This window comes from Pedobacter alpinus (assembly GCF_042684645.1).
In the GTDB taxonomy this organism is placed as follows: domain Bacteria; phylum Bacteroidota; class Bacteroidia; order Sphingobacteriales; family Sphingobacteriaceae; genus Pseudopedobacter; species Pseudopedobacter alpinus.
In genome coordinates this window covers 16,043-29,768 of sequence record NZ_JBHULV010000057.1, presented here as the reverse complement: position 1 = coordinate 29,768, position 13,726 = coordinate 16,043, and the positions used below count along the sequence as shown (strand labels likewise).

At 33.4% G+C, this 13,726-nt stretch carries 15 protein-coding genes; 8 read left to right on the top strand and 7 right to left on the bottom strand.

Annotated elements, in window-relative coordinates; translation table 11 throughout:
* Positions 1 to 380 precede the first annotated feature (380 nt).
* The gene (locus ACFSSE_RS17895) at positions 381 to 674 is read right to left on the bottom strand and encodes a helix-turn-helix domain-containing protein (RefSeq protein WP_379045447.1); all 294 of its coding nucleotides are present in this window, start codon (positions 672 to 674) and stop codon (positions 381 to 383) included.
* Positions 675 to 817: 143 nt separating this feature from the next.
* Here ACFSSE_RS17895 and ACFSSE_RS17890 point away from each other — a divergent pair, with 143 nt between their 5' ends.
* Complete coding sequence (locus tag ACFSSE_RS17890; RefSeq protein WP_379100918.1) at positions 818 to 991, top strand: hypothetical protein; 174 nt, start codon at positions 818 to 820, stop codon at positions 989 to 991.
* A gap of 37 nt (positions 992 to 1,028) precedes the next feature.
* Here ACFSSE_RS17890 and ACFSSE_RS17885 read toward each other — a convergent pair whose 3' ends face one another.
* The 6 genes from ACFSSE_RS17885 to ACFSSE_RS17860 all read right to left on the bottom strand — a co-directional run bounded on the left by ACFSSE_RS17885 (position 1,029) and on the right by ACFSSE_RS17860 (position 4,499).
* The gene (locus ACFSSE_RS17885; protein WP_379045444.1) at positions 1,029 to 1,409 is read right to left on the bottom strand and encodes a rhomboid family intramembrane serine protease; all 381 of its coding nucleotides are present in this window, start codon (positions 1,407 to 1,409) and stop codon (positions 1,029 to 1,031) included.
* Between the two features lie 202 nt (positions 1,410 to 1,611).
* Entirely contained in the window at positions 1,612 to 1,995 is a 384-nt protein-coding gene (locus ACFSSE_RS17880; protein ID WP_379045440.1) for an SRPBCC domain-containing protein, read from the bottom strand.
* Between the two features lie 153 nt (positions 1,996 to 2,148).
* The gene (locus ACFSSE_RS17875) at positions 2,149 to 2,361 is read right to left on the bottom strand and encodes a hypothetical protein (protein WP_379045437.1); all 213 of its coding nucleotides are present in this window, start codon (positions 2,359 to 2,361) and stop codon (positions 2,149 to 2,151) included.
* A gap of 53 nt (positions 2,362 to 2,414) precedes the next feature.
* Complete coding sequence (locus ACFSSE_RS17870) at positions 2,415 to 2,684, bottom strand: hypothetical protein (RefSeq protein ID WP_379045434.1); 270 nt, start codon at positions 2,682 to 2,684, stop codon at positions 2,415 to 2,417.
* 18 nt (positions 2,685 to 2,702) lie between these two features.
* Entirely contained in the window at positions 2,703 to 3,203 is a 501-nt protein-coding gene (locus ACFSSE_RS17865; RefSeq protein WP_379101064.1) for a hypothetical protein, read from the bottom strand.
* Positions 3,204 to 3,308: 105 nt separating this feature from the next.
* Positions 3,309 to 4,499 (bottom strand): acyl-CoA dehydrogenase family protein, encoded by a 1,191-nt coding sequence (locus ACFSSE_RS17860; RefSeq protein ID WP_379045428.1) that lies wholly within the window; start codon positions 4,497 to 4,499, stop codon positions 3,309 to 3,311.
* 98 nt (positions 4,500 to 4,597) lie between these two features.
* On the opposite strand from ACFSSE_RS17860, the gene ACFSSE_RS17855 reads away from it, so the two are divergent.
* From ACFSSE_RS17855 to ACFSSE_RS17825, 7 genes are all read left to right on the top strand, one after another.
* A complete protein-coding gene (locus ACFSSE_RS17855) occupies positions 4,598 to 4,963 on the top strand; it encodes a dihydroneopterin aldolase (RefSeq protein WP_379045425.1) in 366 nt (121 codons plus the stop codon).
* Positions 4,964 to 5,703: 740 nt separating this feature from the next.
* Positions 5,704 to 6,459 (top strand): hypothetical protein, encoded by a 756-nt coding sequence (locus tag ACFSSE_RS17850; RefSeq protein ID WP_379045422.1) that lies wholly within the window; start codon positions 5,704 to 5,706, stop codon positions 6,457 to 6,459.
* Between the two features lie 375 nt (positions 6,460 to 6,834).
* The gene (locus tag ACFSSE_RS17845) at positions 6,835 to 7,416 is read left to right on the top strand and encodes an RNA polymerase sigma-70 factor (RefSeq protein ID WP_379045418.1); all 582 of its coding nucleotides are present in this window, start codon (positions 6,835 to 6,837) and stop codon (positions 7,414 to 7,416) included.
* A 7-nt stretch (positions 7,417 to 7,423) separates the two neighbouring features.
* The gene (locus tag ACFSSE_RS17840; RefSeq protein ID WP_379045415.1) at positions 7,424 to 8,371 is read left to right on the top strand and encodes a FecR family protein; all 948 of its coding nucleotides are present in this window, start codon (positions 7,424 to 7,426) and stop codon (positions 8,369 to 8,371) included.
* 5 nt (positions 8,372 to 8,376) lie between these two features.
* Positions 8,377 to 10,143 carry a hypothetical protein gene (locus ACFSSE_RS17835; RefSeq protein ID WP_379045412.1) on the top strand — a complete coding sequence of 589 codons (1,767 nt, stop codon included), beginning with the start codon at positions 8,377 to 8,379 and terminating at the stop codon, positions 10,141 to 10,143.
* Positions 10,144 to 10,389: 246 nt separating this feature from the next.
* Complete coding sequence (locus tag ACFSSE_RS17830) at positions 10,390 to 12,774, top strand: TonB-dependent receptor (protein ID WP_379045409.1); 2,385 nt, start codon at positions 10,390 to 10,392, stop codon at positions 12,772 to 12,774.
* Between the two features lie 4 nt (positions 12,775 to 12,778).
* Positions 12,779 to 13,606: a DUF4249 family protein gene (locus ACFSSE_RS17825; protein WP_379045406.1), complete on the top strand. Its 828-nt coding sequence runs from the start codon at positions 12,779 to 12,781 to the stop codon at positions 13,604 to 13,606.
* Positions 13,607 to 13,726 lie beyond the last annotated feature (120 nt).

Sequence of the window (13,726 nt, the reverse complement as noted above, 5' to 3'; positions counted from 1 at the left end):
TAAGCAGAAACTAACATTATGTGAATAACCCTACGATTTTTTACTTTTTTCATGCGTTGACCCTGTGATAATGAAAGAGTAGTTGCAATATGAGGCTGAGGAAAAATTCTCTTTTAAAAGCATTAAAGAAATGGTGCAACAGTATAATTTTGATGCTGCTAAAGAAAGACTTATAAGTTAGAGACTAAGAATAAGAACCTGTTTCAAATTTCTGATATATTACCACATCCTTTTTTAATGTAAATGCTGCATCTATAAAATTCAATGCTGTAATGTTTATATAGTTTCAAGTACCTTTGTACTTTAGATTTTTACATCATCACTGATTTGTTTATCCTATAGTTATCTCTTAGTTATACTATAGTTATACTATAGTTATCCTATAGTTGCGTTTTATTTTTGAATATAAAGCTCCGAAATTTAATTTTTAATTTGGATAGCAATTTATAGAAACTGTTTAATTCGATGATTTCACCCTTTTTAGGTTCAGGTAAAAGGCTGGTAATTTCAACCTTTAAAATTTCTGCGACTTCAAAAAGTCTTTGAACGGTTATTTCTACCTGTTCACTTTCCATTTTAGAGTAAGTGCTTTGGGAGATACTGAGCATAAACGACATGTATTCTTGACTGTAACCTTTGATGACGCGTTGAATTCTGATTTTTTCACCAGTCATAAGTAGATAGTTTAATGTTAACAAAATATTAATTTTTTGTTAACTAAGCAAATAATTTTTTATTCATTTATCGAATAGAAGATTCAATGCATAATTTTTCTCTTTATATCCTCTTTAATGTTGAAGAGCTAAACTGTAAGGATATGGAAAAATTAGAAAACGAACAAATGGAGAAGATTTTTGTTGGAAAAGGCCAATGTGGAAAAGCTGTTGCTTTGGGAGCATTATTTGGTGGATTATTTGGTGGAATTGGATCGGTTGCAGGAGGGCTTATTGCAGCTACAGGGCCAGAATGTTTAGCATGGTGGGATATTTAATTTTTTTGCCAGGTTATAGATAGCTGGTGAATGCCAGCTATCTTATTATAAGTGCAATTAACAAACCACTTATGAAACTTGTTAAATGGCCAAAATAATCAATGTTGTCTTTTTTTGTTTGATGATTAAATAACATCAATAAGATGAGGCCGAAAATTATAGCTGTATTTGAAAATGGAATAGGAAAAAATTTTATAGGTTGGTTAGCAAATAAAATTAGCGAAACTCCTAGAATTGCGAATACGCCATTGCTTGCACCAAGCAGCGAAAATTCTAAATTACTCTTTCTTAATATGAGGTTAGCAATGCTAGCAGAGCCTACACCGAAGAAAAATATCATTATCATGCATATAGGCATTCCCATTTTAATGTTGAAGAAAACTTCTATTTCTATACCGAAAAAATAGAGGATAGCCATGTTACTTAGTACATTCGTATAATGAGTTCATTAGGCTTGTATAATGGTTGTGGAGTTTATTAGTCATTGGTTATTAGGTATGTTTTACATTTAATGAGTTCATTAGTGATTATGTAGGCTGGTCATATCGAACTTTTCTAACGGTCATAAATACAAAAGTCCATTTAAATGTTTTTAAATGGACTTTTGCTTTAAGGTTGTTTTATTCTCCGTCAAAAAATTCTATCAATTCGCCAAAATAGCTGGTGTTCCAGCCGTCAACAAATTCATCGTAAACTTCATCTGGGATATTGGTGTGTAAAAGTTCTGCAGAGCAGCCATTTTTTACTTCATGCAGTTTTATAGTCACAATAGAATCTTCGGTTTGACCGTCAAAATACCATTGTTGAACAATTTTTTTGCCTTCTATAAATTCTAAGTTTTTCCCAACAATGTCACCATCAAATAAAGAAAAATTAGAACCTGGTTCTGTACTCATTTCGCCTTCTGCACCACTCCAAAGCTTGATGCTTAAAGGAATGGTAAGGGCTAAATACACTTCTTCTGGTGGGGCGCTAATGCTGTAATATTTTTTATAATCTTTCATTTTCAAAAAGTCCGATGTCCGCAAACGTCAATCGGGGGATTGTTTATGGTAATAAAAAAGCATCCCGTTTTGTATCGGAATGCTTCAAAATTAAGCTTAATTTTAAATATTTAAGCTATAATGTCTGTTTAAGTTAACTCAACCTATCAGCAACTAGCTTTTTTTAGCAGTTACTAAAACCACAACTCCAGCTACTAAAATTAAACCGCCAGCATATGGAGGCCAGTTTACACTCTCTTTCTTATCTGCTGATATTTGTATTGGTCCAGCGTCAACCACTTTTTCTTGTTTGGTGTATGAAAAACCACCCCAAATTAGCATTGCAATCCCTACAACTACTAATATTATTCCTATCGTTCTATTCATGATTGTTTTTTTGTTTGATGAATTATTGGATAGACAAACACTATACCAGTTAATTAAAAACTATAACCTAAGGAGAATTTTGAACCAAAATTTAAATCTGTTCCAATTTCTGTGGAAAAGTATAACTTTTTGTATTTTAAAAAGTAACTTGTGATAATACAAAAGCCACCATATTCCGCATTGTTTTCTGGATTTTTTGTACTAATAATGCTGTTGTTTAAATCTATTGTACCTCCCATAAAAATTCTAATAGAAGATTGAATGTTATGGCTACCGAATGCTTTATTTCTGAAAATTTCACTAGAAAAACCTGTAGTATACATGTTTGATAGATTTGAAACCTAAACAGTTGTGCCTCTAGGAACTGCAAATGAATTAGGTGAAATATTACTTCTATAGTCTAAATATTTACCATTTTCTATCGAGAACGCGTTTTCCCAATTAATTATCCTGTAATTTGTTTTGCCATTTTTTGAAACCAAATGATAACCTATTGATGTTCTTAAACAAATATTATTAAAGTTATATTTAAAATGGGAGGTAGTACTTACTTCATTTGATGGGTTAGAATAGGTATCTGTAAATGTGTCATTGTAAACTGATTTGCCTGCATAAGCAAATACACCATAACCAAAATTGAAGTTTTTTAAGCTATGACCTCTAGTCATATCGATTGTAGCCATTTGATGTTCAAGATGCCCATCTGGAGATGCTGCAAATCCATATCCTAAAGAAATATTTATTTTGGAATTGCTTGAATCTTTATAAAAAGGACGATAAATATATCCTATATTATTTTGCCCGGTTACAGGCGGTGTAATATAACGTGTACAAGAAATCAATGTAATTAGATAGCAAAAAATGCTTATTTTCAATAGGATAGAATAAAGGTTTCTCATTACACTAAAGTACGAGGTAAACGTTAAAAATGCTACATTAAGTTTTTGTTAACCAAAAGCATTTTCCCCTGTAACATCTAAACCAGTAATTAATAAATGTATATCATGCGTACCCTCATAAGTTACCACCGATTCTAAATTCATCATATGACGCATAATTGGGTATTCGCCTGTAATTCCCATTCCGCCCAGCATTTGCCTAGCTTCTCTTGCTATATTTAAAGCAGTTTCTACCGAATTTCTTTTACCCATAGATATTTGAGCTGGAGTTGCTCTGTCCTCGTTTTTTAAAGTTGCTAAACGCCAAACTAAGAGTTGTGCTTTTGTAATTTCCGTAATCATTTCCGCTAGTTTTTTTTGCTGTAGCTGAAATTTAGCAATGGGTTTCCCAAATTGTTTTCTTTCTTTGGTATAGCGCAATGCCGTATCGTAACAATCCATAGCTGCACCTAAAGCACCCCAGGCTATTCCAAAACGGGCTTGATTTAAGCAACTTAACGGACCTTTTAAACCTTTAACATTTGGTAAAATATTTTCTTTAGGGATTTTTACATTATCAAATACCAATTCTCCAGTAGCCGAAGCTCTTAAAGACCATTTATTATGCGTTTCTGGAGTGCTAAAACCTTCCATTCCGCGTTCTACAATCACACCTCGTACAATTCCTTCTTCATCTTTTGCCCAAACAACGGCAATATCAGCAAATGGCGAATTAGAAATCCACATTTTAGCGCCATTTAATACATAGTGATCTCCACCATCTTTGATATTGGTAACCATTCCGCTAGGATCTGAACCATGGTCTGGCTCGGTTAAGCCAAAACAACCCATTAATTCGCCTGTTGCTAATTTTGGTAAGTATTTATTTCTTTGCGCTTCAGATCCGAAAGCATAAATTGGATACATTACTAAGGAACCCTGTACAGAAGCCATTGAGCGTATGCCAGAATCGCCACGCTCTATTTCTTGCATAATTATTCCGTAAGAAATATAATCTAAACCGGCGCCTCCATATTCAACAGGAATGGTTGGGCCAAAAGCCCCAATTTCTCCTAAACCTTTTATTAAATGAGTAGGGCATTCTGCTCTTTGCGCAAAATCTTCTATTATCGGACTTATTTCTTTTTTCACCCAATCTCTAACCGTACTTCTAATCAGCTTATGCTCATCGGTTAGTAATTCATCTAATAAATAGTAATCCGGATGATCGTAAAAATCTTTTTTAGTTGATTGGCTCATTTTTGTAATTTAGATAATTCCCTTTGTATCAAATTTAACAAAATGCCTTATGGTTAACAATTATTTTGAATTAATTGTATTTACTATCATCTTTGGGCATGAGCGAAACTTTAGCAACTGTAGGATTAGAAGGAGCAAAATTTAATGCTGCGGTAGGCTGGTTTGCCGAAGAAAGGGTATTTAAAAATGATTTTTTAGTAGATTTAAGTGTAAGCTATGAAGTAAAAGAGCGTTTATCTGATGACTTAAACGACGGTATAGATTATATGCAGCTTCATGCAATTTGCGCTAAAGCATTTGAACTAGAAGCATTTTTGATTGAAAGCATTGCACAAAATGTTTTAGAAGCAATTAAAATGCGATTTGTAAACATCAATGAAATTAATATCTGTATTAAAAAATTTCACCCACCAGTTAAAGCAGAAATAGCAGCTTCTTTTGTGAAGTTATGTTTTAAAAAGTAGTATAAATTATATTGCTTTTTGATTGCTTTATTCATCAAATTTTTGTTGAATCCAAAATATTTGTTCATTTACAAAATCACAGGACAAATAACTTCGGTCATAAATAAAAAGATTGTGTTAGAGGCAATTTCTGTTCACCGATGATCAGGTTTTCCAGAACCGCATCTAGGGCTATACCCTTAAGCGCATCGTACAAAACAGATGATCTTCCCTTTACTATCTCTTCCACTGACTGGTTCTTTGTTACGAATGGTGTATGGTTTTCTATAATAACGGACTAGAGATGCTTAAAAACAGTATTCTTTATTTTTTTTTCTGTTCTAAATAATTTCACTTGAGGTGAAATTAGGGGTGTTTTGAGAAGTAAAACATCCGTTTAAATGATGTACAAACCCTTCTATGTCAATCGCAAAGCTTCTTCGCAATACATTGAACACGAAAAGCAAACTGTCACTAAAGGGTTGCTATCTGTTTCTAATAAAATTCAGTTCTTCCACTTTGAAACGCTGCGCAAAATCACCAGTATTGTTCATTATCATAAATTATTTCTCCGTAAAAATAATCTAGACTAGGCTTGATTTATAGCTATCATCTTATCAAAAAAATAAAGCAGTAAACCTTATCATACAATTCGTATATATCCAAAAAAAACATAATTGCTGTATCATTAATTATTTTGCTTCCGTAATGTGGTTCAGATGCATCTAAAAATAAATAATTTAACTAACAAACAATTTGAAATGAAAAAGCAATTTATAATAATAGCCGGCATAGTACTGGCATTTTCTGCATGTAAAAAGGATAGTACCCCAAAAAGCACACAACTATTAAAAAAGTTGACACTGATTGATAACGGTGATACAACAATTACCAACCTTACCTATGACAATAGTAAAAAAATGACCCTTTTTAAAGCGAATGATGGTACGGAGTCAAAATTTACTTATACTGGCGAAAAGCTTACTGTACTGGAGATTAAACTTGATGCTAATAATAAAACAAAGTTAGAAATTACGTACGATGGGGCCAAAGCTAAGACTGCGGTGAATACAATTTATCAAAATAATGAGGTTAAGTTCACTTATAAAGTTGCATATACAACCGATGCTTCAAACCGAGTTACAGAAATTTTGATTAAAAATAACGAAAATACAAGTACAATTGGCAAACACGTCTTTAGCTACGTCAATAATAACGTTAGCAAAATTCAAAGTTACGTTGGAGAAACGCTTACTACTACTAGAGATTTCACCTATGGAACTAAGAAAAGTCCATTTTTGAATTCTAATTTAAAACATGTTGTAGATGTTTCTTTAGCTCAATTTTATTCGGCTAATGAAATAGTAAAGCAAAAATATAATATTGGTAATGTTGAACGTGAAATAATTAACAGTTATACTTTTGATTCACAAAACTTTCCTTTAACTGCTAATGTTTCAGAAAAAGTAATTCCAAGTGGTACTCCAGAAGTTACCAAGCTAGTTTTTGGATACTAAAATATAACAGTTTTTTTAATGCGCTTATAGCGTTAGTATAAAGGCAGTAATGGTAAATAATTCTATTACTGCCTTTTTACTTTTTTTTAAAACCTAATGTCGTTTGATATAAGGTACTCGATATAAATAATATACAAACTGTTATGTAGCTTAGTTTTGACTACTGAAAATTTATTTTAAAAATAAAATAATATACATGTAAGGGTAAGTTAATTTAAGCGTGTTATCAATATAAATAGGATGAAAAATGAGAGTTCCAATAATTTACATAAAAGATGTTTGCAAACCAGTTGTTATATAACAACTGGTTAAAATTGGACTACCATGCTTAAAACAAGCTAATGAGTTTATATAACAATTTAAAGAATTGAACATTTGAAAGCTGAACTTAATCTTATACATCAAATTAACACTGGCGGCGAGGTGGTGTTTGAAAAGGTATTTAAGCAATACTTTAAGGCATTACAAAACTATGCCTACACCATGTTAAATGATTTGGATGTTGCTGAAGAAATGGTGCAAAATGTGTTTTTAAAAATCTGGGAAAAACGGGAAATTCTGCCGAGGGACACGATTACGGCGAGTTATCTATACAAATCCGTTTATCACGAAAGTTTAAATCACCTCAGGCATCAAAAAGTAAAATCATTGTACCAACAAAGAACATTGTACAGTATGAAAAACGAAACAGGCAGTGCGAGTGACCGTATTAAGCTTAGGCAATTAGAAGAGCATTTACAAAAAGCTTTAAATGATTTGCCACAACAATGCCGAACAATTTTTCAGATGAGCCGTTTTGACGAATTACGTTACCGTGAAATAGCCGAAAAATTAGGCATATCAATAAAAACCGTTGAAGGGCAAATGGGTAAAGCACTTCGCTTAATGAGAATCAAATTAGTTGACTTTTTGCCTATAATGATAGGGTTCTTTAATTCAATATTAATGTTAAAATAAGATGGAGATGATAGACGAACTAATTATTAAATGTTTATTAGAAGAAAGCTCAGAAACTGAGAAACTCACATTAAAAAACTGGCTTGATAGAGATGCTGAGAATCAAAAATATTTTGAGGAAATGGAATTGATCTGGAAAACGAGTAAAAAACTAGGCTTGCAGCATTTAGAAGATGAAGACATAGCTTGGAAAAAATTTAACATGAGGGTTGCAGAAACTAAACCAAAACAGGCAAAGCTGCTTAAGTTAAGCTGGATTAATGTTGCCGCATGTTTGATTGTGATGCTTACGCTTAGTTGGTTTACCTACCAACAGTTAAAATCTCCAAGTCAGATGGTAGGGCAAACGCTAGCAAATACAAAAATTATTAGTTTACCCGATGGTTCTACTGTTACGCTAAATAAATATACCCGAATAAATTTCCCTGAAAAATTCACTGGAGAATATAGAGGTGTAAAACTAGTTGCCGGCGAAGCTTTTTTCTCTATCAAGCCAGATAAAGATTCACCATTCGTTATCCAAACAGAAAACACTTCAATTAGAGTGGTAGGTACTTCTTTTAACGTAAAATGTACCGATGAAAAGACTGAAGTAACTGTGGAGACCGGTGTTGTTGAAGTGACTAAAAAAGAGCGATCTATAGAACTGAAACCAGGCGAAAAAGTGGTTGTTGATGACCATTATAGCTCGCTGCAAAAACAAAATGTTACCGACAGCTTTTATAATTACTATATCACGAAGGAGTTTGTTGCAAATAGCACTCCCTTATGGCGATTGGTTGAAGTTTTAAATGATACTTATGATGTGAAGATAATTATTAAGAATGAGCGTGTTAAAAATTTAAAACTCACAACAACTTTTAAAGACGAGTCGTTAGAAAGCATAATAGACGTGATTACCGAAACCTTCCAGTTAAAAGCCACTAAAGAGAATAACTTAATAATTTTACAATAAATCAAATGAAAAATCAGATGATAATGTTAGCTGCAATAATTGTATCGTTGGTAAGCAACACTTACGCACAAAACAACCTTGCAAAAAAAATATCAATAACAGCGAGCGACCAGCCACTACAAACTGTACTAGACCAACTAAGTAAAAAGGGGAATTTTATATTTTCTTACAATTCAGATAGTTTGCCAAAAGACACTACAATTACCTTTAAAGCAGACAATATAATGGTTCAAGATGCTCTTGATTCACTATTTAACGGTAGTTTTGAGTACAAGGAAGCGTCTAATTATATTGTATTGAGAGCTTGTCCTAAAAGCCTTTCGTTAATTCCAGAAAAATCAGAATCAATTGGGCGTAAATACCTCATTTCGGGTTATATTATTGATAACTCAGACGGTCAAAAAGTGAAAGATGCCAGTGTTTATGAGAAACAACTACTTAAAAGTACTTTAACAAATCATTTAGGTTACTTTAAGCTCAAAATAAAATCAAACAACCAAGCCATTAGGTTAACTGTTGCTAAAGATCAGTATAAGGAAATTACAGTAACAATGTTGCCAGCAGTTATGGTTGGCACTCAAGACACCAGCAAATACCGTTTTAATCCGGAAAGCGGGATTGTGGCCACTTACTTTGGAAAGATATTTATCACTTCAAAGCAAAGAGTGCAAAGTGCAAACCTAAATGGTTTTTACGCGGAAAGTCCAGTGCAGTTTTCGTTTGTCCCTGGCCTAAGCACAAATGGTCTTTACAATTCACAAGTGGTAAATGCGGTTTCTTTAAATGCTTTGGCAGGATATTCTGCAGGAGTGGATGGGGTAGAGGTAGCTGGTTTGTTCAATGTGAATAAGCACAACGTTAAGAATTTTCAGGCAGCAGGATTAATTAACACCGTTGGAGGAACAGTTAATGGTGCACAGATGGCTGGAATTGGAAATATAGTTTTGGATAGTGTTAGCGCATTTCAAATAGCGGGAACATTTAACGCAGTGAAATCTAACTTATTTGGGGTACAAATTGCGGGGATTGTAAATGCAAATAAAGGAAATATGACCGGAACTCAAATAGCTGGAATTGTAAATTTGAATGGCAAAAAACTTAAGGGTGCGCAACTTGCGGGTATAGGCAATACCAATTTAAAAGAAGTAAGCGGTTGGCAAATGGCTGGGATTTATAATATGGTAACAGATAGTATGAAGGGTGTGCAGTTGGCGGGAATAGTAAATTATGCAAAAAAAATGAAGGGTTTTCAAATGGGATTAGTAAACATTGCTGATACTTTGGAAGGGGTTAGTTTTGGTTTGGTAAACCTGTCTAAAAACGGTTATCATAAATTGGCTGTTTATAGTAATGATTTTACTAATATAAACCTTGCTTTGGTAACCGGTAGCGCAAAATTATACACCTCCATTAGGGCTGGATACAATATTTCTGATACCGCTAAAGTTTACAGCGTCGGCCTGGGAGTTGGTCATGATTTTATAATAAACAAAAAAATTGCTGTTGGTAGCCAGTTAAGTGGTGATCAAATTTACTTGGGTTCATGGAGCAAAAACAATTGGATTGGTAAAGCTGGTTTAAACCTACAGGTAAAGCTGGTAAAAGGAATTGAAATTTTTGCTGGCCCATATTACAACATTTATTACAACAAACAGCAAAGCAAAATCAAAAACTACGCTCTTCCCTTACAGTCTAGAGGTTTGGCTTACCATAACTACAATAAAAACTTAAATGGCTGGGTAGGTTTTGAAGCTGGAATAAGACTTTTTTAGTTTGCCCACTAAAAAATAAGCATCAAACACTTCATTTAAATCTTTTAAAAATTTTACTGCAAATCGTAAAAAAAAATCAGCAATTGTTGGTTTCTGGGAAGTGTTTTGTAAAAAATTTTGTATCGCTCAACAATCCATAATAATCAAAAGCTAATGTTTAAAAAGACTGTATTTCTTCACTTAAGTTAACTAATACCGGCTTCAACAGTAGTTAAATTCGCATCACTAAATAATACAAACATATAAATGAAACATTACATCAAATCAAAACTCAATTTAATGCTTTTATTTTTTCTTTACTCTTCGGCATTAATTGCCCAAGAAATAGTAACTATAAGCGGCGTAATAACTGATAAATCATCATCGGAATCTCTAATAGGCGTTAGTATTTTTATTAAAGAAATAAATAGCGGCGCTATAACCAATGAATACGGTTTTTACTCTTTAACCGTACCAAAAGGAAATTATACAATTAATGTAGGATACGTAGGTTATCAGAGCCAACAAAGCACTATTCAGTTATCAGAAAGTATCAAAAAAGATTTCTCATTAAGTTCAAATCAGCAGTCTTTGGCAGAGGTTGTGGTAAATGCAGATAAAGGCATTGCAGAAATTAGAAGACCAGAAATGAGTATAAATAAACTTTCTGCAAGACAAATCAAAGAGATGCCTGTTGTTTTGGGAGAGGTTGACGTCATCAAATCTTTATTACAACTACCAGGCGTAACAAATTCCGGGGAAGGACAGTCGGGCTTTAATGTAAGAGGAGGCGGTGCAGACCAAAATTTGGTTCTTTTAGATGAGGCAACCATCTATAATACGTCTCATTTGTTCGGGTTTTTCTCGGTCTTTAACGCAGATGCTATTAATGACATTAAGCTTTACAAGGGTGGCATACCCGCCCGGTTTGGCGGACGACTTTCTTCTGTTTTAGATATATATCAAAAAGAGGGAAATAAAAATGATTTAAAGTTTACTGGTGGTATCGGCTTGGTTTCAAGTAGGTTAATGGCAGAAGGCCCTATAAATAAAGGAAAGGGATCTTTTTTAGTGGCTGGCAGAGGGTCTTATGGGCACTTATTTCTAAAACTTACAGATATTAAGAGTGCTGCTAATTTCTACGATTTAAATACAAAATTCAGCTATAAACTAAACAAAACAAACAATTTATACATATCTGGCTATTTTGGAAGAGATAATTTTAACATAAATGAAGATTTTAGCAATACTTATGGCAACTCTGTTTTAAATCTTAGGTGGAATAAATTGTTTAGCGACAAGCTGTTTTCTAATCTCTCTGCAATTTATAGTGATTATTACTATGGCTTAGAAGTGGGTTTTGCGGGCCTTAAGTGGACAAGTAGCGTACAAAACGTTAATATAAAGTACGATTTTAAGCACTATATAAATAATAATTTGAAACTCACTTATGGCATCAATGCGCAACACTATAACTTTAATCCAGGCACCATTCAACCTCAAGGAAATGATTCGCAGATTAACGAAGATCAGTTAGAAAGAAAGTATGCTTTAGAACCTGCCGTTTACTTAGATGTTGAACAAAACTTCACCAAAAAATTATCCGTTAGTTACGGTTTACGGTTTAGCTCATTTTACCGTTTAGGAGCACAAAATGTATTTACTTATGCAAACAATGAGGCAGTAAAGTTTAACCAAGAACTAGGTATTTACGAGAAAGCAGTGCCAACAGGGGTAAAACGTTTTGGCACCAATGAAACCATAGCTAGTTTTAACAATTTAGAACCCCGGCTTGCACTTTCATACACTATAACTGATAATCATTCTGTAAAAGCCAGCTATAACAGAATGATCCAGTATTTGCACCTTTTAACAAATACGCAATCCCCAACACCATTAGATATTTGGGCACCCAGTGATGATTTTATGAAACCACAACTGCTTGATCAGGTTGCAATTGGCTATTTTCAAAATTTTCACCAAGATGATTACTCTTTAGAAATTGAAAGTTTTTATAAAAAGATAGACAACAAGGTAGATTATATAGACGGAACAAATCTTATTGCTAATAAAGCTATTGAGCAGGCTGTTTTAAACGGAATTGGAAGATCTTACGGTGCTGAGCTAATGTTGCGGAAAAACACTGGCTTGCTAACTGGATGGGTATCCTACACCTTATCTCGTTCTGAACAACAAACCCCGGGAAGAACAGCGCTTGAAACAGGAATAAATAACGGAGAGTGGTATAGAGCAGCCTCTGATAAGCTACACAATTTAGCCATTACTGCAACTTATAAATTTAGTGACAAATGGCGCTTCGGGTCTATATTTACACTTCAAACAGGACAACCTGTATCGTTTCCAAGAAGTAGATACCAGTACCAAGGAATTGATATCCCCAATTATGGTTTAAGAAATCAAAACACACTTCCCTTATTTCATCATTTAGATGTTTCCGGCACTTATACACCAAAACCTAAACGAATTAAAAAATGGCAAGGTGAATGGGTTTTTAGTATTTACAATATTTATAACAGACAAAATGCGGCTACAATAGCCTTCTCTCAAAATACAGAAACAGGTAATAATGAAGCTAAAAGATTATCAATTTTTGGTGCTGTTCCTAGTTTTACTTATAATTTCAAATTTTAAAATCATGAAAAATTTATTTTTAATCATTGTTATATTTTTAGGTTTCTTATTTAGCAGTTGCGAAAAAGTGATTGATGTTGACCTTGCCGGAGAACCACCACGTTTAGTTATTGATGCCGCATTAACTTGGGTAAAAGGCACCGATGGTAAAAACCAATCTATTACTTTAAGTACCACAGGTGATTATTTTGATACCGAAATACCAAAAGTTTCTGGTGCTATTGTTTATGTAAACAATACGGCAAATGCAAAATTTGATTTTATTGAAGAAAGCACTCAAAAAGGAAAATACACATGTACAAACTTTAACCCCGTAATTGGCGAAACTTATACTTTAACTGTTATTAGCAATGGCGAAACATATAAAGGGCAAGAGAAATTAACATCCGTTAACGAAATCTTAGATGTTGAACAACGTGACGATTTTGGGGTTAATAAAGACGAATATGCAATACGTGTGAATTTCCCAGATGTTCCGAACCAAAATAATTTTTATGTGATGAGTTATAAATCACCAGCAAGTGTATATCCCATCTTTGAAGTTTTTGATGACCAGTTTTTTGAGGGGAATGAAACCTTTGGACTTTTTAGCGATGATAAACTAAAAAAAGGGGATGCTATAGAAATCAAGTTAGCGCAAACTTCAGAAAGGTATTTTAACTACATGAAAATACTCACAAGTACAGCAGCGGGCGGCGGGGGAGGTCCGTTTCGACCATCACCTGCATCAACAATTAGAGGAAACATGGTAAACCAAACCAACCCTAAGAATTTTTGCTTGGGCTATTTTGCTGTAAATGAAGCTGATAAATTATTATATATATTAAAATAGATAATGATCTAGCAACAAATTTGTAACTATTTCTTTAATTATAAATCTTAACTAAGATTGTAAACTTGTTTTTTTTTGCAAAGGATTCAAATAATGTTCTTTATCTACAATTAAATTAAA